Below are 25,004 nucleotides of genomic sequence, written 5' to 3'. Positions count from 1 at the left end.
ATCCTCGCCCATCTGATCCACGCGTGCCGCATCACCCGGAGAGAACGACTCCGGGGAGTGCCTGTCACCCGACGGCAGGCATGGGGAACAATGGTCCGGTGACCAGGCCCGCCTCCGCCCGCGCTCCCCGGCTCGACCAGGTGTGCGCCGCCGCCGTCGATGTGGCGCGCGCCGCCATCACGGAGGTGGACCCCGCCGACGTCGGCGATCACCTCCAGGCCGTCGCCGAGGGCGACCGGCTCGTCACCCACTACTTCGAATGCCGCCTGGCCGGCTACCGGGGCTGGCGCTGGGCCGTCACGGTGACCCGGGTGCCACGCAGCCGCACGGTCACCATCTGCGAGACGGTGCTGCTGCCGGGCGCCGACGCGCTGCTCGCCCCGGGCTGGCTGCCCTGGCAGGAGCGGCTCAAGCCGGGCGACCTGGGCCCCGGTGACCTGCTGCCCACCCCGACGGACGACGAGCGGCTCGCCCCCGGCTACCTGCTCTCCGACGACCCGGCCGTGGAGGAGACCGCCTGGGAGCTGGGCCTCGGCCGGGCCCGGGTGATGTCCCGCGAGGGCCGCACCGACGCGGCCCAGCGCTGGTACGACGGCGACCACGGCCCCAACGCCGCGATCTCGGTGGCCGCGCCGGCCGCCGCCCGCTGTGGCACCTGCGGCTTCTACCTGCCGCTCGCCGGGGCGCTGCGGCAGTCCTTCGGCGCCTGCGGCAACTTCTACGCCCCCGACGACGGCCGGGTGGTCAGCGCCGACCACGGCTGCGGCGCCCACTCGGAGACGCTGATCGAGGCGGCGGAGAGCCCGGTGGACGAGCTGCCCACGGTCTACGACGACAGCGCGGTCGAGGCGATGTCGGTGAGCCGGGCCCCGGGTTCGGTGGAGGCGGCCGAGCCGGCGGAGCCGTACGGCCACCCCTGACCGGTCAGCTCTGACGGGCGGTCAGCCCTGACGGGCGGTGGCTCCCCGGCGGCGGCGCCGGTTGGCGTCGTGCCGCATCATCACGGCCAGCCCGGGGAAGCCCCACAGGAAACCGGCCAGGCAGGTCCAGAGCCAGTTCTCATGCCCGTGCGCGGTGAGCCAGTCGCGGAAGAAGAGCAGCAGCACGAGCCCGACCACCGCCCAGGCGACCAGCCCGGCGAGGGCGAACGGCACCATCGGCGGGTCGAGCGGCTCGGGCCGCGGCGGTTGCTCCTGGGGCACCCGCCCAGCGTACGCGATCGTTCTTCCCTGCCCGCGAGTGATCTGGGACGATGCGCGCGACAACCGGTCGATCGACATGTGAGGACCCGATGGCCATCGCGCCGCCGCCGGACCACGGCACCCCACCCGATCCCGCGCACCCGCGCAACGCCTTCGACCGCTTCTTCGAGATCTCCGCCCGCCGGTCGACGCCGGGCCGGGAGGTCCGGGGCGGGCTGGCCACGTTCTTCACGATGGCGTACATCGTGGTGTTGAACCCGCTGATCCTGGGCGGCGCGGTCGACGGGGACGGGCGCAAGCTCGCCATCCCGGCGCTGGCGGCGGCCACGGCGCTGGTTGCCGGCGTGATGACGATCCTGATGGGGGTCGTGGCCCGGTTCCCGATCGCGCTGGCCGCCGGGCTGGGCGTGAACGCGCTGGTCGCGTTCGAGATCGCACCGCAGATGACCTGGGCGGACGCCATGGGCCTCGTGGTGATCGAGGGGGTGCTGATCGGCATCCTCGTGCTCACCGGGCTGCGTACGGCGGTGTTCCGCTCGGTGCCGACCCAGCTCAAGACGGCGATCGGCGTCGGCATCGGCCTCTTCCTCACGATCATCGGCCTGGTCGACGCCGGGTTCGTCCGGCGGGTTCCGGACGCGGCGAACACCACGGTCCCGGTCGGGCTGGGCATCAGCGGCCGGATCGTCAGCTGGCCCCTGCTGGTCTTCGTGGTGGGTCTGCTGCTCACCCTGGTGCTGGTGGTACGCCGGGTGCGCGGCGCGATCCTGATCGGCATCCTGGCCTCCACCGTGCTGGCGATCGTGGTGGAGGCGATCGGCAACATCGGGCCGTCGTTCGTCGACGGGAAGCCGAACCCGAAGGGCTGGGCGTTGAACGTGCCCGAGCTGCCGGCGAAGGTGGTGGACGTTCCGGACCTCTCGCTGCTCGGCAACTTCAACGTGCTGGACTCGTGGACCCGGGTCGGCTGGCTGGTCCCGCTGATGTTCGTCTTCACCCTGCTGATCACGGACTTCTTCGACACCATGGGCACGATGGTCGCCATCGGCCAGGAGGGCGACATGCTGGACGACCGGGGCACCCCGCCACGGGCCCGGGAGATCCTGCTGGTCGACTCGATCGCCGCCGCGGCGGGTGGCGCGGCCTCGGTGTCGAGCAACACGTCGTACATCGAGAGTGCCGCCGGTGTCGCGGAGGGCGCCCGGACCGGGGTGGCCAACCTGGTCACGGGCAGCCTGTTCCTGCTGGCCATGTTCCTCGCGCCGCTGGCGGTGGTGGTGCCCTTCGAGGCCGCGTCGACGGCCCTCGTGGTGGTCGGCTTCCTGATGATGACGGCGGTCCGCACGATCGACTGGACCGACTACGAGATCGCCATCCCGGCGTTCCTCACGATCGTGCTGATGCCCTTCACCTACTCGATCTCGAACGGCATCGGCGCCGGGGTGATCACCTTCGTGCTGCTGAAGCTGGCGAAGGGCCGCTTCCGGGACGTCCACCCCCTGCTGTACGGGGTGGCGGCGCTGTTCGTCCTCTACTTCCTGCGCGGGCCGATCGAGTCCGTGGTCCTCTGACCCCTGGTGAGCCTGGTCATATCGCATGTCGTTAGCCAGGCTCATTAGTTAAGCTAACTAACGTGACGGAGCGGACGGTGACGGCGAAACGCGTGCCACCGGCGCAGCTGGCCCCTCAGCTGCGTGATGCGATCACCCGACTCAACCGGCGGGTCCGACAGGCCCGACCGGTCGGCGACCTCACGGTCACCCAGCTCTCGGCGCTCACCAGCCTCAACCTGGCGGGCGCCCTGACACCCCGGGAGCTGGCCGATGTCGAGCGGGTGCAGCCGCCCACGATGACCAAGATCGTCGCAAAGCTGGAGGACCGCGGCCTCGTGCAGCGGACCCCCCACCCGACCGACGGACGGCAGGTCATCCTGGCGGCAACCGAAGGAGGACGGGCCGTACTCGAGCAGTTCGAGCGGGCCCGCAACGAGTGGCTGGCCAGCCGGCTGGCCGCCCTGACCGAGGAGGAACGCGACACGCTGCGGCGCGCCGCCGACATCCTCCAGGGCATCGCTCGCGCCTGAGCGGGTACCCGCGTCCTGCGGTCCGCTTCGTCCGTTGTGGATGAGGCGTACATGATCGCGAGGAGGCGCACCAAGAGTGCAGGCCAAGTTGAGCACGATGTTCCAGTCCCTACGGGTCCGCAACTACCGACTCTTCGCCACCGGACAGCTGATCAAGTTGATCGGCGTCTGGATGATGTACATCGCCCAGGACTGGCTCGTCCTCGACCTCAGTGGCAACTCGGCGACCGCGCTCGGCGTGGTCACCGCGCTCCAGTTCACCCCCGTGCTGCTGCTGACGCTAATCTCCGGTCGCCTCGCCGACCGCTATGACAAGCGGATGCTGCTCTTCATCGCCAACATCTTCTGGACCGTGCTGGCGCTGGCGATGAGCCTCCTGGTGGTCACCGGGCTGGTGCAGCTCTGGCACGTCTTCGCGTTCGCCGCCCTGCTCGGGGTGTTCAACGCGGTGGAGACCCCGGTCCGGCAGGCGTTCGTCTCCGAGCTGGTCGGCATGCCGCTGCTCCCGAACGCGCTCTCGCTCAACGCGGCCACCTTCAACTCGGCCCGGATCCTCGGCCCGGCCGTCGCCGGCCTGGCCATCGCCGCCTTCGACGTCGGCCCGGTCTTCCTGATCACCGCGTTCAGCTCGATCGCCCCGCTGATCAACGTGGTCCGGATGCGCACCGACGAGCTGTACCGCAAGGACCTGCCGCCGGCCGGCCAGCGCGATCAGGCCAAGGTGGTCGACGGCCTGCGGTACGTCGCGCGGCGCCCCGACATCCTGCTGCCGATGGCGCTCATGTCGGTGGTCGGGATGACCCTGTTCAACTTCCAGCTCACCCTCGCCGCGCTGGCCAAGACCGTGTTCCACACCGGTGCCGCCTCGTTCGGCCTGTTCACCACCGCGCTGGCGGTCGGCGCGCTGGCCGGCGCCCTGTCCGGTACCGGGCGGCGCAGCCGGCCCAGCGTGTGGCTGGTGCTCGGCGCGGCGGTCGGCTGTGCCAGTTTCGGCACGCTGGTCGGGCTCGCCGGGTCGTACTGGCTGGTGGTGGCGCTGCTGCTGCCCACCGGGTTCTTCATGGTCTTCTTCGCCCAGGCCGCCAACCAGCGGGTCCAGCTCGGCGTCGACGCCGCCTTCCGTGGCCGGGTGATGGCGCTGTGGGTGCTCGTCTTCCTGGGCACCAACCCGGTCGGCGCGCCGATCATCGGCTGGGTGGCCGAGACCTTCGGGGCCGGCGCGAGCATCTGGACCGGTGGCCTGATCTCGCTGGCCGCCGCGCTGCTGGCGCTCACCTGGCAGCTGCGCCGCTCCGGCGCCCGGCTGCGGATGCGGGTGCTGCCCATGCCGCGCTTCTACGTGGTGTCGCCCGGAGCGGAGTGACCCGTCGACCGCCCGAAGGACCGGTTCCCGACCGAGGGGACCGGTCCTTCCTCATTCATTCGCGTCCGGATGTCGCCAAACGGGTGGCGGGCGGGGACGACGCGGCTTAGCGTCGATATGTGGGAGTGGGACGGGGTCTGCTGCTGGTGCTGGCGATTCTCGCCGTCTGCTGCCTGCCGGCCCTCTTCGCGCTGGTCTTCTGCGCCGACGAGATCCTCGACCGGGTGGCCTGCGGGTGGGCCGAGTGGCGCGAGCAGCGGCGGGAGCGCCGCACCATCGCGCGGCTGGACCGGGCCATCGAGGCCGAGTCGCTCACCAGGGACATCGACCTGACCGAGTTCGACCGGGAAGGCCGCCGCCCGCTGGAACAGCTCGCCATCGACCTGCGCCGCCTCGGCGGCCACCGGCTCGCCGCCGCCGACCGCTCGGTGGTCTGGCACGGCGCGGTCATCGACGCGTACGACGAGCGGCTGCGGGCCGCCTGCGGGGCGCTGGGCATCGCCGAGCACCTGGCCGAGCTGGAGGGCGTCGACCGGGAGATCGAACGGGTCCGCGTCGAGGGCCTCCTGCACGCCGCCGGGCTCACCCTGCCCGCCGCCCGCCCCGGCCATCACCAGCGGCACCGCTGAGCGGTGCGGCTCTTCGTCGCGATCTACCCGCCGAAGCCGGCGGTCGACGACCTGAGCGCCCAGGTGGCCCGGCTGCACACCGGCGCCGCCGCGGCCGCCGGCACCAACGTCCGGCTGGCCGACCCGGCCAACGCGCACCTCACCCTGGCCTTCCTCGGCGACACTCCCGACGACCGGCTGGTCGACGTGGAGAGCGCGCTCGGCCTCGCCGCGCAGACGTTCCGGGACGCCCGGGGCAGCTCCCCGCGGCTGCGGCTCGGCGGCGGGGGCAGCTTCGGGCGCGGCCGGTTCACGGTGCTCTGGGTGGACGTACGCGGCGAGGTCGACGGGCTGACCGTGCTCGCCCGGCTCATCCGGTCGGGGCTGCGCCGGGCCCGGCTGCCGCACGACGAGAAGCCGTTCCGGGCCCACCTCACCATCGCCCGCCCCGGCGACCGGATCGACCGCGCGGACGTGCTCGCCGACCGGGTGACCCTGCACGACTACCTCGGCCCGGAGTGGAGCGCCGACGAGCTGGTCCTGGTGCGCAGCCATCCGGGCCCGCGCCCCACCTACGACCGCCTCGCGGCCTGGCCCGTCTGAGTCGCAGGGGCGCCCGGGTCCGCCGGGGCGGGCGCGGGGCCCGCCCCGGCGAAGAACCGGCGGGCAGGCGCGGGGCCCGCCCCGGCGCGGGGACTACCAGGCCCAGGCTTCGGGGCCGGGGCCGCCGTTGCCGACCGGCGGGAAGAGCTCATCGAGCTTCTCCAGCGTGGTCTCGTCGAGCCGCACGGCCAGCGCGCCCAGGTTGCGGTCGAGCTGGTCCATGGTGCGCGGGCCGACGATCGGGGCGGTCACGCCCGGGCGGGAGAGCAGCCAGGCCAGCGCCACGTCCGCCGGGTCGTGGCCCAGGTCCGCGCAGAGCTTCTCGTACGCCTCGATGGTGGCCCGGTGCTCGGCGAGCGCGTCGGCCGACCGGCCGCTGGCGCCGCGGGCCGCGCCGCCCTCGGCCATCTTGCGGATGACCCCGGCGAGCAGCCCGCCGTGCAGCGGCGACCAGGGGATGATGCCCAGCCCGTAGTGCTGCGCGGCCGGGACCACCTCCAGCTCGACGTGGCGGGTCATCAGGTTGTAGATGCACTGCTCGGAGACGAGGCCGAGGAAGTTGCGGCGGCCGGCCGCCGCCTGCGCCTGCGCGATGTGCCAGCCGGCGAAGTTGGACGAGCCGACGTAGAGGACCTTCCCCTGGGCGACCAGGGTCTCCATGGCCTGCCAGATCTCCTCCCACGGCGTGGTCCGGGAGATGTGGTGCATCTGGTAGAGGTCGATGGTGTCGGTCTGCAGGCGGCGCAGCGAGTCCTCGCAGGCCCGGATGATGTGCCGGGCGCTCAGGCCCTGATCGTTGGGCCACTCGCCCATCTTGCCGTAGACCTTGGTGGCCAGGACGACCTTGTCCCGGCGCCCGCCGCCCTGGGCGAACCACCGGCCGATGATCTGTTCGGTGACGCCCTCGCCGGTCTTCCAGCCGTAGACGTTGGCGGTGTCGAAGAAGTTGATCCCGTGTTCGAGTGCCCGGTCCATGATGGCGAAGCTGTCCGGCTCGTCGGTCTGCGGACCGAAGTTCATGGTGCCGAGGCAGAGCCGGCTCACCGACAGACCGGTGCGTCCCAGGTTCGTGTACTCCATGGGTCCACCCTGGCACGCGGGCACTTAGAGTGCCTCACGCAATCCCAGGGTGGACCGTCGCTCAGGAGGACTCGCGGGCCGCCGGGCCGGTGCCGAAGAGGACGTCGTCCCAGCTGGGCAGGCGCTTGCGCGGCTTGCCACCGGCCTCGGTGGACTCACTGCCGGTGCCGCCGGTCGCCGCCGCGGGACCGGTGCGACGGGGCCGCAGCACGGCCAGCGACGGCACGGCGGGGATCTCCTTCGGCGCGTCCGAGTCGTCGTCGAACGCGGAGCCCTGGCCGCCGCCGAGCAGCGCGGCCGCGCCTCCGGTGACCGCCCGCTGGCGGGGGGCGTCGGACCCGGCCAGCGCGGCCGGGGAACGGGTGTCCAGACCGCGACCGGACGTGCCGCCGAGCGGCCGGTCCAGCGAGGCGAGCAGCGCGTCCCGGCCGGCGCGGATCGGGTCCCGACCCGGACGGGCGTGCTCGGAGGGCGACGGCAGGCCGTGCCCACCCCGGCTCGGCTCGCCGCGCGACGGGCCGGGCAGCGCGTGGCCGCCCCGCTCGGGCGCCGGCTCCTGGCCGAGAATCGGCGTGGGACGCTCGGCGCACAGGTACTGCGCCATGTCGTCGTGCGGCGCGACGTTCTGCCGGGTCTTGTCGAGATCCCAGACCGCCTGCGCGGTGGCCTTGCCGGACGGCCAGGTGGCGATGATCCGCCAGGTGCCGTCGTCGCGGCGGTAGGCGTCCCAGGAGATCTTCTCGGTGTCGATCCCGTGCTGGGCCAGCCGGCCGTTGACCACCTCGGCCAGCGGCGTCGGCTTCTCGGCGCCCTTGAGCCGGGTGCGCCGGGCGTGCTGGGCGAGCATGGCCCGCTCCTGGAGCACCGGGCCCGCGTAGCGCAGGACGCGGTCGACCGGGACGCCGGCGATCCGGGCGACGTCCTCGGCGGACTCGCCGGAGCGGATCCGGGCCTGGATGTCCCGCGGAGAGAGCGACGGGGTCGGGTCGGCGGCGCTCGGCACGACCGCGAGCGGGGCCGCGCCCGGCTCGGCGTGCAGCGCCGAGGCGATGCGCTCGTCGATGGGCAGGGCGAGCAGGCGCCCGACCTCGTCGGCGAGCACCAGAGCCTGGCCGTCCTCCGAGAGGGCGACGAAGCGTACTGGGCGCATGGGCTTGCCTCCGTCCCGCTTCGCTGGCCGTCACGCCACGAGCCGGCCACCCGGGCGTCCTCGGACCACCGTACGCTCCTCTACCCGAAGGTGGGGGATGCGACACCCGGCATGTTGCGACTGAGCTGCGGCGATGATCACGGTGGGTGGTCGCCGGAGCCCCGGCGACCACTCACCGTCACCAGACGATCAGAGTCGCTCGACCACGTAGTCGATGGACGCGGTGAGCGCCTCCACGTCGGACGGCTCGACCGCCGGGAAGAGCGCGACGCGGAGCTGGTTGCGGCCGAGCTTCCGGTAGGGCTCGGTGTCCACGATGCCGTTGGCGCGCAGCACCTTGGCGATCGCCGAGGCGTCCACCCCGTCGGCGAAGTCGACGGTGGCGACCACGTTGGAGCGCAGCGCCGGGTCGGTCACGAACGGGCTGGCGAACGACGAGCGCTCGGCCCAGCCGTAGACGATGCCCGCGCTCTCGGCGGTGCGCTTGGCCGCCCAGGCCAGCCCACCCTGCGAGTTCATCCAGTCGGTCTGCTCGGCTGCCAGGAAGATGGTGGCCAGCGCGGGCGTGTTGTAGGTCTGCTCCAGCCGCGAGTTGTCGATCGCGGTGACCAGGTCGAGGAAGGCCGGGATGTAGCGGCCCGATTCCTTGATCTCGGTGGCCCGGGCGAGCGCGGCCGGCGACATGAGCGCCAGCCAGAGACCGCCGTCGGAGCCGAAGCACTTCTGCGGGGCGAAGTAGTAGACGTCGGTCTCGCCGACGTTGACCTCCAGGCCCCCGGCGCCGGAGGTGGCGTCGACCAGCAGCAGCGAGCCCTCGTCGGCGCCCGGCACCCGGCTGATCGGCACCGCCACGCCGGTGGAGGTCTCGTTGTGCGGGGTGGCGTAGACGTCCACGCCCGCCTCGGCGACCAGGGTCGGCGCGCTGCCCGCCTCGGACTTGCGCACGGTCGGCTCGCCCAGGAACGGCGCGTCCTTGACCGACTTGGCGAACTTGGCGCCGAACTCGCCGAAGCTGGCGAACTGGGCCCGGTCGCGGACCAGGCCGAAGGTGGCGACCTCCCAGAAGGCCGTGGTGCCGCCGTTGCCGAGCACCACCTCGTAGCCCTCCGGGACGGAGAAGAACTCGGCGATGCCGCGACGCAGCCGGGCCACCTGGTCCCGGACCGTCTTCTGCCGGTGGGAGGTGCCCAGGTAGCTGGTGGCGACGTCGGCGAGTGCGGAGACCGCCGCGGGACGGACCTTGGACGGGCCGCAGCCGAAGCGGCCGTCGGCGGGCCTGATGTCGTCGGGAATCCGGATGGTCGGTGCGTCAGCCACGGTCTTCTCGATCCTTCCGCGTGGGCGAGGGCGGGCCCTTCAGCGGGCGCGGAGCGACGGCGGCCACGCGCGGGCGCGCGGCGGAGCCGGGTCCGAGCCCGGTCCGGCGGCGCTGCCGGCCTTCATCCTCGCACCCGCGCCGCCCGTCCCGACGGCTGGTCCCACTCCCGGGGCTGAGGGATGCGCCACACGAACCAGGGCCCGGTCCGTCGCGGACCGGGCCCTGGTGCGGGGTACGCGGGGCGGGATCAGACGCCGTGCGGGATGGCGTCCCAGCCCTCGACCTGCTGCGGCTTGCGGCTGCCCGGCCCGACGTAGCGGGCCGACGGGCGGACCAGCCGCTGGAGCTTCTTCTGCTCCAGGATGTGCGCGGACCAACCGCCCATCCGGGCGCAGGTGAACATCGAGGTGAACATGTGCGCCGGCACCTCGGCGAAGTCCAGCACCACGGCCGACCAGAACTCGACGTTGGTGGCGAGCACCCGGTCCGGGCGGCGGGCCTGGAGCTCGGCCAGGGCGGCCTTCTCCAGCGCCTCGGCGATCTCGAAGCGCGGCGCGCCCAGCTCCTTGGCGGTGCGGCGGAGCACCCGGGCGCGCGGGTCCTCGGCCCGGTAGACCCGGTGGCCGAAGCCCATCAGCCGCTCACCCCGGTCGAGGACGCCCTTGACGTAGCCCTCGGCGTCGCCGCTGCGCTCGACGGCCTCCAGCATGCTGAGCACCCGCGACGGCGCGCCGCCGTGCAGCGGGCCGGAGAGCGCGCCGATGCCCGACGAGATGCAGGCGGCGGCGTCGGCGCCGGTCGAGGCGACGATCCGGGCCGTGAAGGTGGAGGCGTTCAGGCCGTGCTCGGCGGCCGAGATGAAGTAGGCGTCGACGGCCTTGACGTGCCGCGGGTCGGGCTCACCCCGCCAGCGCTTCATGAACCGCTCGACGATGGTCTCCGCCTTGTCGATCTCCTTCTGCGGCACGGCCGGCAGGCCGAGGCCGCGGGCGGACTGGGCGACGAAGGACAGGGCGGTCACCGACACCCGGGCCAGGTCCTCGCGGGCCTGCTCGTCGGAGATGTCGAGGAGCTGGTCGAGCCCCCAGTACGGGGCGAGCATGGCGACCGCGGACTGCACGTCGACGCGGATGTCGCCGGAGTGCACCGGCACCGGGAACGGCTCGGCCGGCGGCAGGCCCGGGCCGAAGCGCCCGTCGACCAGCAGCGCCCAGACGTTGCCGAAGGAGACCTGACCGATCAGATCCTCGATGTCCACGCCCCGGTAGCGCAGCGCGCCACCCTCGCGGTCCGGTTCGGCGATCTGGGTCTCGAAGGCTACGACGCCCTCCAGGCCCGGTTTGAAGTCGGCCATGTCGTCTCCTGGCTTCCGGCGGTGGTGGTTGCCGCGCGGGCTGACGGACCCGCGGCTTTGGGCGACCCTCAGGGGGTGTGTTCGGAACATCTTGCCTGCTCGGCAACCGGCTCCGCGACCCGCGGCGAGTGTGCGCCACATGACATCCCCGCCGGTGCACAAGCTCACGGGCTGGAGAAGACTGGACGCTGGGGCCTGGCCAGCGTCGGGGGACGCCGGCATCCCCGGGAGAGGGACGACGAGAGTGACGGGCGACACACCTGCCCCGGCCGGCATGCGTAACGAGTACGCCGCCGACCTGGGCCTTTCCGAATCGGATCTCGCGCCGGACTGGCACACCCAGTTCGCCCGCTGGTTCGCCGACGCGGTGGCGTATCCGCTGCCCGAACCGAACGCCATGGTCGTCGGCACCGCCGACGCCGACGGGCGGCCGAGCGGCCGCACCGTTCTGCTCAAGGGGTACGACCCGGACGGGTTCGTCTTCTACACCAACTACGGCTCCCGCAAGGGCGGCGAGGCCACCGCGAACCCGTGGGCCAGTCTGGTCTTCCCCTGGTTCCCGATGCACCGGCAGGTGACGGTCACCGGTCGGGTGAGCCGGGTCGACCGGGCCGAGACCGAGGCGTACTTCGCCGCCCGGCCGCGCGGCTCCCAGCTCGGCGCCTGGGCCAGCACCCAGTCCCGGGTGGTGCCCGACCGGGCGGCGCTGGACGCGGCGTACCGGGCGGCCGCCGAGCGCTTCGCCGGCGTGGACGAGATCCCCGCGCCGCCGCACTGGGGTGGGTTCCGGGTGCGGCCGGAGACGGTGGAGTTCTGGCAGGGCCGGGCCAGCCGGCTGCACGACCGGCTGCGGTTCCGGCGTACCGGGGACGGCACCTGGGTCACCGAGCGGCTGGCCCCGTGACGGGGGTGCAGGAGGCCCGGCCGCGCGGAGCGCGCCGCTGGGCCATCGACCTACGTCCGCTGGGTGTGCCCGCGTACCGCCGGGTGTGGCTCGGCAACGCCGTGGCGATGTTCGGCTTCCAGTTCACCGCCGTGGCGGTGCCGGTGGAGATGTTCGACCTGACCGGCGGCTCGTTCTGGGTCGGCCTGCTCGGGATCGCCGGCTTCCTGCCGCTGCTGGTCTTCGGGCTGTGGGGCGGGGCGGTCGCCGACGCCCGGGACCGGCGGCGGGTGCTGCTGGGCGGGGGCGCCCTGCTCTGGGCGTCGACGCTCGCGCTGCTGGTGCAGTCGCTGCTGCGGGTGGGCAGCCCGGTGCTGCTGCTGGCCCTGGTCGCGGTGCAGTCGATCGCGTTCGCGATCACGTCGCCGACCCGGAGCGCGATCCTGCCCCGCCTGGTGCCGGCCGAGCTGGTGCCGGCGGCCAGCACGCTGAACTTCACCACGTTCACCGCGACCTCGGTCTTCGGGCCGCTCGCCGCCGGCCTGATCTTCGCCACCTGGCGCACCGACGTGGGGCTGCCGATCGCGTACGGGGTCGACGGGCTGCTGTTCACCGTGTCGCTCTGGGCCACCCTGCGGCTGCCGGCCATGCCCCCCGAGCCGGACCCGGACGGCGACGGGACGCCGCGCAGGGCGGGGCTGGCCAGCATCGTCGACGGGCTTCGCTACCTGGCCACCACGCCGGTGCTGCTGCTCTCCTTCGCCATCGACCTGATCGCCATGATCCTGGCCATGCCCCGGGCGCTCTTTCCCGAGCTGGCGCACGAGCGCTTCGGCGGCGGGGCGGCGGTCGGCTGGCTCTACAGCGCGATCGCCATCGGCGCGATGCTGGGCGGCCTCACCTCCGGCTGGATCGGCCGGGTCCGCCGGCAGGGCGTCGTGCTGGTGGTGGCCGTGGTCGGCTGGGGCGTGGCGATCGCCGCCGCCGGGCTGGCCCGCCAGCTCTGGCTGGTGGTGGCGCTGCTCGGCCTGGCCGGTGCCGCCGACCTGGTGAGCGCGACCCTGCGCCAGTCGATGCTGCTGATCTACGCGCCGGACCGGATGCGCGGCCGGCTCCAGGGCGTCAACACGGTGGTGGTCGCCGGTGGCCCGCGCCTGGGTGACCTGCGGGCGGGTGCGATGGCCGCCGCGTCCGGCACGACCATCGCCATGGTGGGCGGCGGTCTCGCGTCGGCCGTGCTCGCGGTGCTGCTCGTGGCGGTCTTCCCGGCCCTGCTCCGCTACCGCTCAGCCACCGAGCCCACCGAGCGCCACTGAGCTCCCCGGCGTTAGGCGGGGCCCCCTGCTATACCGCAGGCGTTAACAGGGGGCCCCTCCTTTCATCCGCTAGGGTGCCGGGCATGACCAGGGATGAGCGGCTGTCACCGTCTGGGGCACAGTGGACCATCGCGGCCGGCGGCCACGAGGCCGTCGTGGTCGAGGTCGGCGGCGGCCTGCGGACCTACCGCCACGACGGGATCGACTACCTCGACGGGTACGCGGCGGACGAGCTGGCCCCCGGGTCGGCCGGCCACGTGCTGGCGCCCTGGCCGAACCGGATCCGCGACGGCGTCTACACCTTCGGCGACCGGTCGTTCCAGCTCGACCTGACCGAGCCGGCCCGGCACAACGCCATCCACGGCCTGGTCAACTGGGTGCGGTGGCAGCTCGTCGAGCAGTCGCCGGAGAGCGTGACGATCGGCTACGAGCTGCCGCCCAGCCCCGGCTACCCGTGGGCGCTGCGGCTGCGGAGCCGGTGGAGCGTCGGCGCGGACGGGTTGCGCGCCGACCACGAGGTGACGAACTTGTCCGAGGAGCCGGCCCCGTTCGGCTTCTCCGTGCACCCCTACCTGCAACTGCCGAAGGTCGGCGTGAACGAGCTGACCCTTCGGGTGCCGGGGCGGACCCGGGTGCTGCTGGACAACCGGCTGCTGCCGGTGGCCGCGACCGAGGTGGCCGGCTCGGAATTCGACTACACCGAGCCCCGGGCCATCGGCGACGCGGTGCTCGACCTGGCCTTCGGTGACGTGGCGCGGGACGCCGACGGCGGCTCGTCGGTGACCCTGGCCGCCCCGGACGGCTCGGCCGCGGTGCACATCTGGGCGGATGGCGAGTTCGGCTGGTGGCAGGTCTTCACCGGGGACACCCTCACCGGGGAGCGGCACCGGCGCTCGGTGGCGGTCGAGCCGATGACCTGCCCGCCCGACGCGTTCCGCTCCGGCAAGGACCTGATCACCCTGGCCCCCGGGCAGACCTGGCGGGGCACCTGGGGCATCCGGCCCGGGGCCTGAGCGTGGAGTTCGCCGAGGTCGTCCGGCGTCGCCGGATGGTGCGCAACTACGACCCGGACCGCCCGGTCCCGCCCGACGTGGTGGACCGGCTGCTCGACCACGCCGTCCGGGCCCCGTCGGCCGGGTTCGCCCAGGGCTGGGGCTTCCTGGTGCTGGAGGAGCCGGCGGACCGGGAGCGGTTCTGGGCGGCGGCCACCCCGGGCGGCGGCGGCCGGGAGCGCTGGCTGGCCGGGATGCGCAAGGCTCCGCTGATCGTGGTGCCGCACGCCAACCGCTCCGCGTACCTGGACCGGTACGCCGAGCCGGACAAGGGCTGGGCGGACCGCTCGGAGGACCGCTGGCCGGTGCCCTACTGGTATGTGGACACCGGGTTCGCCGCCCTGCTGATGCTGCTCACCGCCGTGGACGAGGGGCTGGGGGCCTGCTTCTTCGGCATCCCGCCGCAGCGGATCGGGGCGTACCGGGAGGCGTTCGGCGTGCCGGCGGAGTACCACCCGATCGGCGCGGTCACCGTGGGTTACCGGGTGCCCGACCACCGGTCACCGTCGCTGCGGCGCGGTCGCCGGCCGGTGGACGAGGTGGTCCGGCGGGGCCGCTGGAATTGAGGGTGGTTCGGCGCGTCCGGCCCGGGTATCGGCGGTAGCGAAACCGACATGAGGGAGTAAAACGCCGGGTGGCGGGTGCGGCTAGGCTGGCACCGACATCATCAGCCCGGCCGGGGGGAGGGGAGCGTGCCGTGATCTTCAGGGCGGTCCGGGACGGGCGTCCCTACCCGGAGCACAACCTCACGCTCAAGCAGTGGGCCGAGATCCCGCCGCGCCCGCTGCGGCTGGACCAGCTCATCACGACCAAGCGGGAGCTGGCGCTCGACAAGCTCCTCGCGGAGGACTCCACCTTCTACGGCGACCTCTTCCCGCACGTGGTGCAGTGGAACGGCGGTCTCTATCTGGAGGACGGCCTGCACCGGGCGCTGCGCGCGGCGCTCCAGCAGCGCAACCAGATCCACGCCCGGGTGCTGGTGCTCAGCGGTCAGCCCGAGTGACGCGCCCCTGAGTCTTCGTTAAGGTGACGCCATGACCCCTCTCGACCTGCTGGACATCGACGCGTCGCTGGGCGAGGAGGAGCGGCAGATCCGCGCCGTCGTACGCCAGCTCGTCGACGACCGGGTCCGCCCGCACGTCGCCGGCTGGTACGAGGACGGCCACGTCCCGGCCAAGGAGCTGGCCCGCGAGTTCGGCAAGCTCGGCCTGCTCGGCATGCACCTCACCGGCTACGGCTGCGCCGGCGCGTCGGCCGTCGCCTACGGGCTGGCCTGCCTGGAGCTGGAGGCGGGCGACTCCGGCCTCCGCTCGCTGGTGTCGGTGCAGGGTTCGCTGGCCATGTACGCGATCTGGCGCTACGGCAGCGAGGAGCAGAAGCAGCGCTGGCTGCCCGCCATGGCGGCCGGCGAGGCGATCGGCTGCTTCGGGCTGACCGAGCCGGACCACGGCTCCGACCCGGCCTCGATGGCCACCCGCGCCCGCCGCGACGGCGACGACTGGATCCTCAACGGCAGCAAGCTGTGGATCACCAACGCGCCGATCGCCGACGTCGGGGTGGTCTGGGCGCGCACCGACGAGGGTGTGCGCGGTTTCGCCGTACCCATGGACACGCCTGGCGTGACGGCGCGGGAGATCCGGCACAAGATGTCGCTGCGCGCGTCGCTGACCGGCGAGATCGCCCTCGACGACGTGCGGCTGCCGGCGGACGCCCGGCTGCCCGAGGCCATCGGGCTCAAGGCGCCGCTGAGCTGCCTCACCGAGGCCAGGCACGGCATCGTCTGGGGCGCGCTCGGCGCGGCCCGGGACTGCCTGGAGACCGCACTGTCCTACGCGACCACCCGGACCCAGTTCGGCCGGCCGCTGGCCGGCTTCCAGCTCACCCAGGCCAAGCTCGCCGACATGGCCGTCGAGTGGAACAAGGGGCTGCTGCTGGCCCTGCACCTGGGCCGGCTGGCCGATGCCGGGAAGCTGCGTCCCGACCAGGTCAGCGTGGGCAAGCTGAACAACGTGCGGGAGGCCCTGGCCATCGCCCGGGAGTGCCGGACCATCCTGGGCGCGAACGGCGTCTCCGGTGAGTACCCGGTGATGCGGCACGCCAACAACCTGGAGAGCGTGCTGACCTACGAGGGCACCTCGGAGATTCACCAGCTGGTCATCGGGCAGCGGCTGACCGGGCTGTCCGCGTTCGCCTGAGCTGCGGATTCACCCGATCGGGTCGCTCGGCGAGCGACTGTCGCACGGTGGCCGTACCGTCATTCTCAGTCGATGTGTCTGGCGAGGACGGTGAGGGGCGATGGCCCGCGACGGTGACAGCAACCAGCCCACCAGGGAGTTCCCGGAATACCCGACCGGCGAGTCCCTCCGGGCGCGGTCCGACGGTCCGTCCGAGGCCCGGCCCGGCGCCCCGGCGTCGTCCGGCGGCCCGGTGCGCGGCCTGCTCTGGGTGCTCGGCGCGGCCGCGCTGGCCGTGGTGGTGCTGCTCGGCGTGCAGGCGACCGGCCTGCTGCCGGACTTCCGCAACCCGTTCGCCAAGGAGCAGACCGACCGGAGCCAGCCGCCGCTGCTCAAGTCGATCCGTGACCTGAGCCGCTACGTGGCCGCCGAGGGCAACTTCCAGGTGGTCGTCGACGTGCAGAAGGACCGGCGCAACGTGCCGGACTTCCTGCTCAACGAGCGCACGCTGTTCGTCGGGGCGGGCCGGATCGAGGCGTACGTCGACTTCTCGAAGATCGCCGACGGGGCCGTGGTGGTCTCCGACGACGGCAAGTCCGTGGAGATCAAGCTGCCCGCGCCGCAGCTCGGCGAGACCGACCTGGACATGGACAAGAGCTACGTCTTCGCCGAGCAGCGCGGTCTGATCAACCGGCTGAACGACCTGGTCGGCGGCGATCCCAACCGGCAGCAGCAGGTCTACCAGCTCGCCGAGGACCGGATCACCGCCGCGGCCCGCGACAGCGGGCTCACCGCCCGGGCCCAGGAGAACACCCGCAAGATGCTGGAGGGGCTGCTCCGCTCCCTCGGCTACCAGAAGGTGACCGTCACCTACACGGCGCCCTGACGCCGGCGCGCCCGCCCCGGGTGGTCCCGGGGCGGGCGGCGCGGGTCAGTGTCGGCCGGCGGCGAGGTAGCGGTCCTCGTTCGGCATGAGGACCCAGAGGATCAGGTAGACGATCACCTGCGTGCCGGGCAGCAGCAGCGACAGCAGGAACAGCAGCCGGACCATGCCGGCCGACATGCCGAACCGCTGGGCCAGGCCGGCGCAGACGCCGGCGAACACGCGCCCCTGGCGGGGCCGGACCAGTTTGCGACTCATCGTCGAACTCCCACTTCTGCGGCGATCCGCCGCGCTGATTCCACGGTAGGAACGGACGCGCCTCCCGCCCTCGGTCCCGAGGAGGATCGGCGACCCGGGAACCCGTAGGTGCTTTACCCCGGCGGCCCCCGCCCGACCCTCGTCCGGGTCGGCCGGGCCCGCCGGTCCCGCCGGCAGGCGGCGGTGACGGCAGGCGGCGGTGACGGCGGCACGTGGCGGTGACGGCGGGGAGACGGGCGGAGGCGCAGGCTGGGGGCGTGCCGGGGCGCGGGCGGGAGGTGGCGGGGGCGGGTAGGCTCGCCGGTCGGGCGCCCACACCCCGGGTGCCGCCCGCCGCCTCCCGCACCGGGAGGCGGCACACACCGGGCCGAACCCGCACGACGGGGACGACGGCGAGGAAAGTGCAGCCATGATCAGTGTTTTCGACCTCTTCAGCGTCGGCATCGGGCCGTCCAGCTCGCACACCGTGGGGCCGATGCGGGCCGCCCGGACGTTCGTGGCCGGGCTCAAGGCCGACGGCCAGCTCGCCGACGTCGTGCGCGTGCAGGCCGAGCTGTTCGGCTCGCTGGGCGCCACCGGCCACGGGCACGGCAGCGACCGCGCCGTACTGCTCGGGCTGGAGGGGGAGGTCCCGGAGACCGTCGACACCGACTCGGTCGGGCCGCGGGTGGAGCGGATCCGCGCGCAGCGGCGGCTCAGCCTCATGGGCAGCCAGGAGATCGACTTCGACCCGGACCGGGACCTGGTGCTGCACCGCCGCCGCTCCCTGCCGTACCACCCGAACGGCATGACCTTCGCGGCCTTCGACGCGGCCGGGCAGCAGGTCCGGTCCCGCACCTACTACTCCGTCGGCGGCGGGTTCGTGGTCGACGAGGCCGCGGCCGGCGCGGACCGGATCAAGCCGGACAGCACCCGGGTCCGCCACCCCTTCCTCACCGGCGCGGAGCTGCTGTCGGTGACCACCGCCACCGGCCTGTCGATCAGCGAGGTGATGCTCGCCAACGAGCTGTCCTGGCGCAGCGAGGCGGACGTCCGGGCCGGGCTGCTGGAGATCTGGCGGGTGATGCGGGAGTGCGTCGAGAGCGGCTGCGCCCGCGACGGCGTGCTGCCGGGCGGGCTGAAGGTGCGCCGCCGGGCGGCCGAGCTGCGCCGCAGCCTGGAGGCGGAGGGCGACGCCGCCGACCCGCTGCACGCCATGGACTGGGTCACCCTCTTCGCGCTCGCGGTCAACGAGGAGAACGCCGCCGGCGGCCGGGTGGTGACCGCCCCGACCAACGGCGCCGCCGGGATCATCCCGGCCGTGCTGCACTACTACACCCGGTTCGTGCCCGGCGCCTCCGAGGAGGGCGTGATCCGCTTCCTGCTGGCAGCCGGCGCCATCGGGGTGCTGTTCAAGGAGAACGCCTCGATCTCCGGTGCCGAGGTCGGCTGCCAGGGCGAGGTCGGTTCGGCCTGCTCGATGGCGGCCGCCGGGCTGGCCGAGGCGCTGGGCGGCACGCCCGAGCAGGTGGAGAACGCGGCCGAGATCGGCATGGAGCACAACCTCGGGCTCACCTGCGACCCGGTCGGCGGCCTGGTGCAGATCCCGTGCATCGAGCGGAACGCGGTGGCCAGCATCAAGGCGATCACCGCGGCCCGGCTGGCGCTGCGCGGCGACGGGGTGCACGCCGTGTCGCTCGACAAGGTCATCAAGACCATGCGGGAGACCGGCGCCGACATGAAGATCAAGTACAAGGAGACGGCGCGCGGCGGCCTCGCGGTCAACGTCATCGAGTGTTGAACCCGAAGGGGTGACCCGGCGCGTCCGTACGACGGGCCGGGACGCTCCTGGGCCAGGATGGGACGGTGACGTCCGGCGTCGCCGCGCTCTGGTCCGCCCGCACCTCGCTGCGCATCCTGGTCCGGCGTGATCTCGCGGTGAAATACCAGCAGTCCGTGCTGGGCTATCTCTGGTCGCTCATCGAGCCCCTCGGCATGGGTCTCATCTACTGGTTCGTCTTCGGCGTGCTCTACTCCGGCGCCACCCGGCGGCACCTGGGCGACGCGGCCGGGTCGTACCCGCTGTTCCTGATCACCGGGATCTTCGCCTGGATGTGGGCCAGCTCGGCGCTGACCGAGGCGGCCAACGCCCTGACCGGGCAGGCGCGGCTGATCACCACGATGAACCTGCCCCGGCAGGTCTTCCCGATCGGCCGGGTCACCGGCCGGTTCGCCGAATACCTGGCCGGCCTGCCTATCCTGGCCGCCATCGCGATCCTCTACGTCGCCCACGGCCGGATCCACCTCGGCTGGACGCTGCTCGCCCTGCCGCTGGCCGTGGCGGTGCAGTTCGTCCTGCTGATGGGGCTCGCGCTGCTGCTGTCGGCGGGCAACGTGCTGATGCGCGACATCGAGCGCATCATGCGGCTGATCATCCGGGTGCTCTTCTACGCCACCCCGATCATCTATCCGCTGAACCTGGTCCGGGACTCGGGCATGCCGGGCTGGCTGAAGATCGCGTACGAGCTGAACCCGCTGGTCGGGATCTTCCAGCTGCACCACGCCATCTGGTATCCGGACGAGTTCCCCGACGCCCGGCTGCTCACCGTCACCGTGGCGGGCAGCCTGCTGGTGTTCGCGGTCGGCTGGTGGGCGTTCCGCCGCCTCGAACCGGCCGTGCTCAAGGAACTGTGAATGGCGGCGATCATCGAGGCGGACGGGCTCGGCATCCGGTTCGTCCGCAACCGCCGCCGGCAGCTCCGACTGCGGGAACTGCTCATCCACCGGGGCTCCCGGGACCCGGACGCCGGCCGGTTCTGGCCGCTGCGGGACGTGTCGTTCCGGATCGAGCCGGGCGAGACGGTCGGCGTGGTCGGGCGCAACGGCACCGGCAAGAGCACGCTGCTGCGGCTGATCGCCGGCGTGCTGATCCCCGACGAGGGCGCGATCCGGGTGCACGGCCGGGTGGCCCCGCTGCTCGAACTCTCCGCCGGTTTCTCCGGCGACCTGACCGGCCGGGAGAACCTCTACCTGGTGGGCGGGCTGCACGGGCTGTCGTCGGCGTACCTGCGGCGGCACTTCGACGAGATCGTCTCGTTCGCCGGTGAGCAGGTGGAACGCGCCATCGACACCTCGGTCCGGCACTACTCGTCGGGCATGAAGGTGCGGCTGGGTTTCGCGGTGATCGCCCACCTGCCGCACCCCGTGCTGCTGGTGGACGAGGTGACCGCGGTCGGGGACGCCGAGTTCCGCGCGAAGTGCTATGCGACCATCGAGCGACTTCTCGCGGAAGGGCGCACGCTGGTGCTGGTGTCACACAACGAAAAGGACCTCACCCGGTTCTGTCGTCGGGGGCTCTACCTCGACGCCGGGCGGCTGACCGTCGACGGGACGATCGACGAGGCGCTGCAGGCGTACGCCGGCGCGACGCAGCGGTGACGCTCGCGATCGTGCTCGCCGCCGGGCCGGCGGCGGGCCTGAGCACCGACGCCGGGGAGCGCCTGGCCGACCGGCTCGCCGGGCAGTGGCGCCGGGCCGGGGCGGACGAGGTGCGGGTGGCCGCCGGCCTGTCCGAACTGGCCGACCTGGTGGCCGCCGCCACGGGGCCCGTGCTGGTCAGTGGGGCCGACCTGGTGGCGCACACCGCCGTACTCAAGCACCTGGCGACCAGCCCGGTCGGGCCGACGGTGGCCCTGGTGCTGACCGATCCGCCGGCCGCCGGACAGGTGACCGTCCGCGAGGAGCGCGGCCAGGTGGTCGCCGTGGACGACTCGGCGGGCGCCACCGGCGTGTTCGGCGGTGCGCTGCGCGTCGGCCCGGCGGACCTGCCGGCCCTCGCCGCCGCCGCCCGCGCCGTGGGCGGGCCCGCGACCGGCGCGGCGCCGGCCCCGGACGGCCCGGCGTCCGCCCTGGACCGGGTCGTCGCCGGCCTCGTCGGCTGCGGCACCCTGATCTTCGCCCACCGGGTACGCCTGCTCGTGGCGCACCGGATCGGCGACCCGGCGGAGCTGGCCGCGGCGCAGGCGGCCGTGGCCGCCGTCGACGAGGACCGGGCCGAGCTGAGGCTGTCGGTGAAGGAGCGGGACGACTTCTTCAGCACGTTCTTCGTCAGCACCTGGTCCCCGCACGTGGCGAAGGCCGCCGCCCGGATCGGCCTGGGCCCGAGCGGGGTCACCATGATCTCGGTGGCGTTCGCGGTGGCCGCGGCCGTGCTCTTCGGCGTCGGCGGGCGGCCCGCGCTGGTGGCCGGTGGGATCCTGCTCTACCTGGGCTTCGTGCTGGACTGCGTGGACGGCCAGCTGGCCCGCTACACCCGGCACTTCAGCGCCTGGGGCGGCTGGCTCGACACGATGGCCGACCGGGCCAAGGAATACCTGGTGTATGCCGGTCTCGGCTACGGCGCCACGCACGCCGGCTTCCGCTACGGCTGGGCCCTGGCGATCGCCGCCATGACCCTCCAGACGGTGCGCCACATGACCGACACCTGGTACGGGGTGCTGCACGACGAGGCGGCCCGCCGCCCGCGCGCGGCGACCGGCGACGCGGGCGGCATCGGCGGGAAGCTGAACGCCGCCTCGACCAAGGTGCAGGCGGACACCGGCTCGGTCTCCTACTGGCTGAAGCGGACGGTGGTCTTCCCGATCGGCGAGCGGTGGGCGCTCATGGCGGTGGCCGCCGCGCTGTTCGGGCCGCTGGTGGCGCTCTGCGCGGTGCTGGTGTGGGGGGTGCTGGCGTTCGCGTACACGGGGGCGCTGCGCACCCTGCGGGCGCGGTGGATGCGGGTGCCGGTGATGGGCACGGTCGACACCGGCCTGCACCGCGACGACGGGCCGCTGGCCCGGACGCTGCCGGCCGCCCGGCAGCCGCTGGCGCTGGCGGCGCTGGGCGCGCTGGGCGCGGCGGCGCTGCTGGTCGTCGCGCTGCGGGTGGTGCACGCGGGCGCCGACCTGAGCGCCTGGGTCGTGCCCCTCGGCCTGCTGGTGCTGCTGGGTGGCGCGCTGGGCGCGCGGGCGGCGCACGGTGGGCCGCTGGACTGGCTGGTCCCGGCCGCGCTGCGCGCCGGGGAGTACCTGTTCGCGATCGCCGTCGGGGTGGCCGGGCGGGTGCCGCCGTGGCTCATCTTCGGGTACGTCTTCGTGCTGACCCTGCACCACTACGACCTGACCGCCCGGCTGGAGAAGCGGCAGGCCGCACCGCCGCTGCACCCCGCCTCGCTGGGCTGGGAGGGGCGTTCGGCGCTGCTGACCATCGGGTCAATCGCCGGAATTGCGAGCATCGCTCTCGCTACACTCGGTGCGTACCTTCTCGTGGTTTTTGTCGCGAGCGTGGTCCTCGCCTGGGTGGTCCTGCCGGCCCGCGCCCGTGGGGGTGACCGCTCGCCGGGCTGACGGAGGGCCGGCCGGGATGACCCTGATCAGCTTCGTCGTACCGGCCTTCAAGGTGCAGGGCTACCTCCGGGAGTGTCTCGACTCGATCCTCGACCAGCCGTTCGAGGACGTCGAGGTGATCGGGATCGACGACGCCTCCCCGGACGACAGCGGCGAGATCCTCGACGAGTACGCGGCCCGTGACCCCCGGGTCCACCCGGTCCGGCTCACCGAGAACGTCGGGCTCGGCCCGGCCCGCAACATCGGGCTGGACCGGGCCGTCGGCGACTACGTCTGGTTCGTCGACGGCGACGACTGGCTGGTCCCCGGCTGCCTGCCGCACGTGGCCGACCGGCTTCACGCCACCCGCCCGGACGTGCTGCTCGTCGACCACGTCCGGGCGCACTGGAACAACGTCGGCACGCGCAGCGCCATGCGGGACGTGTTCCCCGAGTCGCCCGGCGAGGCGACCTTCCGGCTGCCGGAGCGGCCGGAGACCCTGCGGCTGCTGCACACCGCGTGGAACCGGCTGGTCCGCCGGGAGTTCCTGGTCGAGCAGGGACTGCGCTTCGCGCCCGGCTGGTACGAGGACGTCTCGTTCAGCTATCCGGTGCTGATGGCCGCCGAGCGGATCGGCGTGCTGGACCGGGTCTGCCTCAACTACCGGCAGCGCCGCACCGGTGCGATCACCCGGACCCGGGGCGACCGGCACTTCGAGGTCTTCGCCCAGTGGCACCGGGTGTTCCGGCTCCTGGACCAGTGGGGGCCGGCGGTGGTCAACGGGCTGCGGCCGGCCGTCTTCGAGCGGATGATCTGGCACTACCTGACCGTGCTCGGCAACGGCGAGCGGATCGCCGCCGAGCTGCGGCCGCCGTTCTTCGCGCAGATCCACGCCGACTACGCCCGCTTCCTGCCGCCCGAGGGCTACCCGGTCCCGTCCGGGCTGGAGGGGGTGAAGCACCGGCTCGTGGCGGCCGGGCGGTGGCGGACGTTCAGCGCGCTCCGGGCCGCCCACCAGGCCGAGGAGCGGGCTCGCCGCTCGGCCCGGCGGGTCAAGCGGCGGGTGCTGCCGGTCGCCCGGCTCAACGCCCGTCGGGCCCGGGACGCGGTGCTGCACGAGTACTACCGGGCCGAGCTGCACCGCCCCCTCGACCCGACGCTCGCCGTCTACGCCTCGTACTGGTACCGGGGCTACTCGTGCAACCCGGCCGCCATCTACGCGGCCGCCCGCCGGCTCGCCCCGCAGGTGCGCGGCGTCTGGATCGTCCGGCGGGACCGGATGGCCGGGCTGCCGCCGGGCGTCGAGTACGTGGTGGCCGGCACCCCGGACTACTACCGGGTGCTGGCCCGGGCCCGGTGGCTGGTCAACAACGTCAACTTCCCGGACTTCGTCCGCAAGCGGCCCGGCTCCGTGCACGTCCAGACCCACCACGGCACCCCGGTGAAGGTGATGGGGCTGGATCAGCAGCGCTACCCGGTCGGCGCGGCGGGCATGAACTTCGCGAACCTGCTGCGCCGGGTGGACCGCTGGGACTACAGCGTCAGCTCGAACAGCTTCTCCACGCAGATGTGGGAGCGGGCCTACCCGGCCGACTACACCACGCTGGAGGTCGGCTATCCGCGCAACGACCGGCTGGCGCTGGCCACCGCCGAGGAGTGCCGCCAGGCCCGCGCGGGGCTGGGCATCGGCCCCGACGAGTACGTGGTGCTCTACGCGCCGACCCACCGGGAGCACCTGCCGGGCTGGCGGCCGCCGTTCGACCCGGACCGGCTGCGTGCGGCGCTCGGCCCGTCCGGGCGGCTGCTGATACGCAGCCACTACTTCCACGACCGGGAGCGCCGCCCGCAGGGGCCCTCGGCCGACGGGGTGCTGGACGTGAGCGCGTACGACCCGGTTGAGGACCTGTACCTGGCCGCGGACGTGCTGGTCACGGACTATTCCTCGGCGATGTTCGACTACGGGGTGCTCGACCGGCCGATCGTGGTCTACGCGCCCGACTGGGACGCGTACCGGGTGGCCCGGGGCGTCTACTTCGACCTGCTGGCCGAGCCGCCGGGCGCCGTCGCCGTCGACTTCCCCGGGCTGCTCGACGTCTTCCACAGCGGCGCGGTGCGCGGGGCGGCGGCCGAGCAGGCCCGGCAGCGGTTCCGGGCCCGGTTCTGCGCGCTGGACGACGGGCACGCCGCCGAGCGGGTGGTCCGCCGGGTCTTTCTGGGCGAATCGGCCGGGAAAACCGGTTACTGAGCGGTCGCTTTACTGATGGAAGGCCGCCAATCTCGTTAATGGTTCTTTCACGAGCCGAACATGGCACGTTTACCCGATGTGCGAGGG

Annotated in this window: 23 protein-coding genes and 1 pseudogene; 18 read left to right on the top strand and 6 right to left on the bottom strand. The window is 73.2% G+C overall.

All coding sequences use genetic code 11. The features are described from left to right. The first annotated feature begins 80 nt into the window (after positions 1 to 80). Positions 81 to 920: a DUF3027 domain-containing protein gene (locus tag RMN56_RS09055; RefSeq protein ID WP_313723387.1), complete on the top strand. Its 840-nt coding sequence runs from the start codon at positions 81 to 83 to the stop codon at positions 918 to 920. A 21-nt stretch (positions 921 to 941) separates the two neighbouring features. Here the strand turns inward: RMN56_RS09055 and RMN56_RS09050 are convergent, their stop codons facing one another. Continuing rightward, positions 942 to 1,202, bottom strand: coding sequence for a DUF2530 domain-containing protein (locus RMN56_RS09050; RefSeq protein ID WP_313723386.1), 261 nt, complete (start codon positions 1,200 to 1,202; stop codon positions 942 to 944). Between the two features lie 89 nt (positions 1,203 to 1,291). Here RMN56_RS09050 and RMN56_RS09045 point away from each other — a divergent pair, with 89 nt between their 5' ends. The 5 genes from RMN56_RS09045 to thpR all read left to right on the top strand — a co-directional run bounded on the left by RMN56_RS09045 (position 1,292) and on the right by thpR (position 5,859). Next, positions 1,292 to 2,773, top strand: a complete 1,482-nt coding sequence (locus RMN56_RS09045) for an NCS2 family permease (protein ID WP_313723385.1) — start codon at positions 1,292 to 1,294, stop codon at positions 2,771 to 2,773. 62 nt (positions 2,774 to 2,835) lie between these two features. Next, positions 2,836 to 3,285 (top strand): MarR family transcriptional regulator, encoded by a 450-nt coding sequence (locus RMN56_RS09040; protein WP_262283240.1) that lies wholly within the window; start codon positions 2,836 to 2,838, stop codon positions 3,283 to 3,285. 76 nt (positions 3,286 to 3,361) lie between these two features. After that, complete coding sequence (locus RMN56_RS09035) at positions 3,362 to 4,648, top strand: MFS transporter (protein ID WP_313723384.1); 1,287 nt, start codon at positions 3,362 to 3,364, stop codon at positions 4,646 to 4,648. A 119-nt stretch (positions 4,649 to 4,767) separates the two neighbouring features. After that, positions 4,768 to 5,277 (top strand): hypothetical protein, encoded by a 510-nt coding sequence (locus tag RMN56_RS09030; protein WP_313723383.1) that lies wholly within the window; start codon positions 4,768 to 4,770, stop codon positions 5,275 to 5,277. Between the two features lie 3 nt (positions 5,278 to 5,280). Next, positions 5,281 to 5,859 carry an RNA 2',3'-cyclic phosphodiesterase gene (gene thpR / locus RMN56_RS09025; protein WP_313723382.1) on the top strand — a complete coding sequence of 193 codons (579 nt, stop codon included), beginning with the start codon at positions 5,281 to 5,283 and terminating at the stop codon, positions 5,857 to 5,859. A 93-nt stretch (positions 5,860 to 5,952) separates the two neighbouring features. Here the strand turns inward: thpR and RMN56_RS09020 are convergent, their stop codons facing one another. The 4 genes from RMN56_RS09020 to RMN56_RS09005 form a co-directional block, all read right to left on the bottom strand. Further along, a complete protein-coding gene (locus RMN56_RS09020) occupies positions 5,953 to 6,939 on the bottom strand; it encodes an aldo/keto reductase (RefSeq protein ID WP_313723381.1) in 987 nt (328 codons plus the stop codon). A 61-nt stretch (positions 6,940 to 7,000) separates the two neighbouring features. Continuing rightward, positions 7,001 to 8,089, bottom strand: a complete 1,089-nt coding sequence (sepH, locus tag RMN56_RS09015; RefSeq protein WP_313723379.1) for a septation protein SepH — start codon at positions 8,087 to 8,089, stop codon at positions 7,001 to 7,003. Positions 8,090 to 8,278: 189 nt separating this feature from the next. Further along, positions 8,279 to 9,406: a phosphoserine transaminase gene (gene serC, locus RMN56_RS09010; protein ID WP_313723378.1), complete on the bottom strand. Its 1,128-nt coding sequence runs from the start codon at positions 9,404 to 9,406 to the stop codon at positions 8,279 to 8,281. A 248-nt stretch (positions 9,407 to 9,654) separates the two neighbouring features. Beyond that, a complete protein-coding gene (locus tag RMN56_RS09005; RefSeq protein WP_313723377.1) occupies positions 9,655 to 10,761 on the bottom strand; it encodes a citrate synthase 2 in 1,107 nt (368 codons plus the stop codon). A 274-nt stretch (positions 10,762 to 11,035) separates the two neighbouring features. Between RMN56_RS09005 and pdxH the strand changes: the two genes are divergently transcribed. The 7 genes from pdxH (at position 11,036) to RMN56_RS08970 (ending at position 17,072) form a co-directional block, all read left to right on the top strand. Further along, complete coding sequence (gene pdxH, locus RMN56_RS09000; RefSeq protein ID WP_313724685.1) at positions 11,036 to 11,665, top strand: pyridoxamine 5'-phosphate oxidase; 630 nt, start codon at positions 11,036 to 11,038, stop codon at positions 11,663 to 11,665. Further along, a complete protein-coding gene (locus tag RMN56_RS08995; RefSeq protein WP_313723376.1) occupies positions 11,662 to 12,960 on the top strand; it encodes an MFS transporter in 1,299 nt (432 codons plus the stop codon). The genes pdxH and RMN56_RS08995 overlap by 4 nt, the downstream gene beginning before the upstream one ends. An 83-nt stretch (positions 12,961 to 13,043) precedes the next feature. Next, positions 13,044 to 13,973, top strand: coding sequence for an aldose 1-epimerase family protein (locus RMN56_RS08990; protein ID WP_313723374.1), 930 nt, complete (start codon positions 13,044 to 13,046; stop codon positions 13,971 to 13,973). Positions 13,974 to 13,975: 2 nt separating this feature from the next. Continuing rightward, positions 13,976 to 14,578: a nitroreductase family protein gene (locus RMN56_RS08985; RefSeq protein ID WP_313723373.1), complete on the top strand. Its 603-nt coding sequence runs from the start codon at positions 13,976 to 13,978 to the stop codon at positions 14,576 to 14,578. A gap of 131 nt (positions 14,579 to 14,709) precedes the next feature. After that, positions 14,710 to 15,015: a type II toxin-antitoxin system VapB family antitoxin gene (locus RMN56_RS08980; RefSeq protein ID WP_073839113.1), complete on the top strand. Its 306-nt coding sequence runs from the start codon at positions 14,710 to 14,712 to the stop codon at positions 15,013 to 15,015. Positions 15,016 to 15,046: 31 nt separating this feature from the next. After that, on the top strand, positions 15,047 to 16,207 hold the full coding sequence (locus RMN56_RS08975) for an acyl-CoA dehydrogenase family protein (RefSeq protein ID WP_313723370.1): 1,161 nt from the start codon (positions 15,047 to 15,049) through the stop codon (positions 16,205 to 16,207). Between the two features lie 100 nt (positions 16,208 to 16,307). Beyond that, positions 16,308 to 17,072 carry a DUF4230 domain-containing protein gene (locus RMN56_RS08970; protein WP_313723369.1) on the top strand — a complete coding sequence of 255 codons (765 nt, stop codon included), beginning with the start codon at positions 16,308 to 16,310 and terminating at the stop codon, positions 17,070 to 17,072. Positions 17,073 to 17,117: 45 nt separating this feature from the next. Here RMN56_RS08970 and RMN56_RS08965 read toward each other — a convergent pair whose 3' ends face one another. After that, complete coding sequence (locus tag RMN56_RS08965; RefSeq protein WP_262283226.1) at positions 17,118 to 17,327, bottom strand: PspC domain-containing protein; 210 nt, start codon at positions 17,325 to 17,327, stop codon at positions 17,118 to 17,120. A gap of 409 nt (positions 17,328 to 17,736) precedes the next feature. On the opposite strand from RMN56_RS08965, the gene RMN56_RS08960 reads away from it, so the two are divergent. The 5 genes and pseudogenes from RMN56_RS08960 to RMN56_RS08940 all read left to right on the top strand — a co-directional run bounded on the left by RMN56_RS08960 (position 17,737) and on the right by RMN56_RS08940 (position 24,917). Next, complete coding sequence (locus RMN56_RS08960) at positions 17,737 to 19,107, top strand: L-serine ammonia-lyase (RefSeq protein WP_313723368.1); 1,371 nt, start codon at positions 17,737 to 17,739, stop codon at positions 19,105 to 19,107. A gap of 65 nt (positions 19,108 to 19,172) precedes the next feature. Then, positions 19,173 to 20,000 (top strand): ABC transporter permease, encoded by an 828-nt coding sequence (locus RMN56_RS08955; protein WP_313723367.1) that lies wholly within the window; start codon positions 19,173 to 19,175, stop codon positions 19,998 to 20,000. A gap of 138 nt (positions 20,001 to 20,138) precedes the next feature. Continuing rightward, positions 20,139 to 20,744: pseudogene (locus RMN56_RS08950) on the top strand (ABC transporter ATP-binding protein); the annotation flags it as partial. Continuing rightward, on the top strand, positions 20,741 to 22,693 hold the full coding sequence (locus RMN56_RS08945) for a DUF5941 domain-containing protein (RefSeq protein WP_376787286.1): 1,953 nt from the start codon (positions 20,741 to 20,743) through the stop codon (positions 22,691 to 22,693). The pseudogene RMN56_RS08950 and the gene RMN56_RS08945, both read left to right, overlap by 4 nt. A 16-nt stretch (positions 22,694 to 22,709) precedes the next feature. Next, positions 22,710 to 24,917 carry a bifunctional glycosyltransferase/CDP-glycerol:glycerophosphate glycerophosphotransferase gene (locus RMN56_RS08940; RefSeq protein WP_313723365.1) on the top strand — a complete coding sequence of 736 codons (2,208 nt, stop codon included), beginning with the start codon at positions 22,710 to 22,712 and terminating at the stop codon, positions 24,915 to 24,917. Positions 24,918 to 25,004: the final 87 nt, after the last annotated feature.

Origin of the sequence: Micromonospora halotolerans (assembly GCF_032108445.1) — a bacterium.
In the GTDB taxonomy this organism is placed as follows: domain Bacteria; phylum Actinomycetota; class Actinomycetes; order Mycobacteriales; family Micromonosporaceae; genus Micromonospora; species Micromonospora halotolerans.
The sequence above is the reverse complement of the archived record's forward strand: the minus strand, read 5'-3'. Positions and strand labels throughout refer to the sequence as shown.

What these genes read in the sequence shown, in the direction of transcription:
- RMN56_RS09055 (WP_313723387.1), top strand. Translation starts at nt 81, where the DNA reads ATGGGGAACAATGGTCCGGTGACCAGGCCCGCCTCCGCCCGCGCTCCC.
- RMN56_RS09045 (WP_313723385.1), top strand. Translation starts at nt 1,292, where the DNA reads ATGGCCATCGCGCCGCCGCCGGACCACGGCACCCCACCCGATCCCGCG.
- RMN56_RS09020 (WP_313723381.1), bottom strand. Translation starts at nt 6,939, where the DNA reads ATGGAGTACACGAACCTGGGACGCACCGGTCTGTCGGTGAGCCGGCTC.
- sepH (WP_313723379.1), bottom strand. Translation starts at nt 8,089, where the DNA reads ATGCGCCCAGTACGCTTCGTCGCCCTCTCGGAGGACGGCCAGGCTCTG.
- RMN56_RS09005 (WP_313723377.1), bottom strand. Translation starts at nt 10,761, where the DNA reads ATGGCCGACTTCAAACCGGGCCTGGAGGGCGTCGTAGCCTTCGAGACC.
- pdxH (WP_313724685.1), top strand. Translation starts at nt 11,036, where the DNA reads ATGCGTAACGAGTACGCCGCCGACCTGGGCCTTTCCGAATCGGATCTC.
- RMN56_RS08990 (WP_313723374.1), top strand. Translation starts at nt 13,044, where the DNA reads ATGACCAGGGATGAGCGGCTGTCACCGTCTGGGGCACAGTGGACCATC.
- RMN56_RS08975 (WP_313723370.1), top strand. Translation starts at nt 15,047, where the DNA reads ATGACCCCTCTCGACCTGCTGGACATCGACGCGTCGCTGGGCGAGGAG.
- RMN56_RS08970 (WP_313723369.1), top strand. Translation starts at nt 16,308, where the DNA reads ATGGCCCGCGACGGTGACAGCAACCAGCCCACCAGGGAGTTCCCGGAA.
- RMN56_RS08965 (WP_262283226.1), bottom strand. Translation starts at nt 17,327, where the DNA reads ATGAGTCGCAAACTGGTCCGGCCCCGCCAGGGGCGCGTGTTCGCCGGC.
- RMN56_RS08960 (WP_313723368.1), top strand. Translation starts at nt 17,737, where the DNA reads ATGATCAGTGTTTTCGACCTCTTCAGCGTCGGCATCGGGCCGTCCAGC.
- RMN56_RS08940 (WP_313723365.1), top strand. Translation starts at nt 22,710, where the DNA reads ATGACCCTGATCAGCTTCGTCGTACCGGCCTTCAAGGTGCAGGGCTAC.